Source organism: Bartonella sp. CR127HXZ, from assembly GCF_042194555.1.
Taxonomy (GTDB): Bacteria; Pseudomonadota; Alphaproteobacteria; order Rhizobiales; family Rhizobiaceae; genus Bartonella; species Bartonella grahamii.
Window position 1 is genome coordinate 1 of record NZ_JBHIMZ010000101.1, and the last position, 518, is coordinate 518.

General features: G+C 33.0%; 1 protein-coding gene. It reads right to left on the minus strand.

All coding sequences use genetic code 11. The annotated features are described in order from the left end of the window. Positions 1-57: 57 nt before the first annotated feature. The coding region (locus ACFIKY_RS09355; protein ID WP_375661769.1) for a type IV secretion system protein at positions 58-518 on the minus strand (461 nt) is incomplete at its 5' end.

Below are 518 nucleotides of genomic sequence, written 5' to 3' on the forward strand. Positions count from 1 at the left end.
TTTCTGCCCCTCTGAATTGTTCAGATAGTACTGAACTTTCTACATTGGCTTTTGTTTTTATCGTATGGTAGGCATCCTTTTTGCTTCATGGTTAAAAATTTTCATATCAACTTCGCGTCTTTTCTTTTTGATAAGTGATTGCTCAGCTTTACGTAAATGCGTTATCATTTGCGTCTTTATAGATTCATTTTGGATCATGGCTAATGAACCATCGATATGTGTTTGAAGATCTGCAATATCTTTCAGGTTTTCTTTTGTTTGAAGTTCATCAAACAGATGTTGGAGGTATTTAAAACGATTTTCTACGTTTTCAAAAGTTTTCAAAGTTATAGCTTTATCTAGTATCGATAAAAATTGTAAACGCGCAAAAACAGCCTTGCCCATTTGATCAAGAGATCCAGAAATTTTGTTTTCTTCCTCTAATACCTTTTGATATGATTTCCTTGAAAGCTTATCTCTCTTATAGAGCGATTCTGGTTCTTTGAGAAAAAAACTAGAAAAGTCTATTTTCTGAGGTG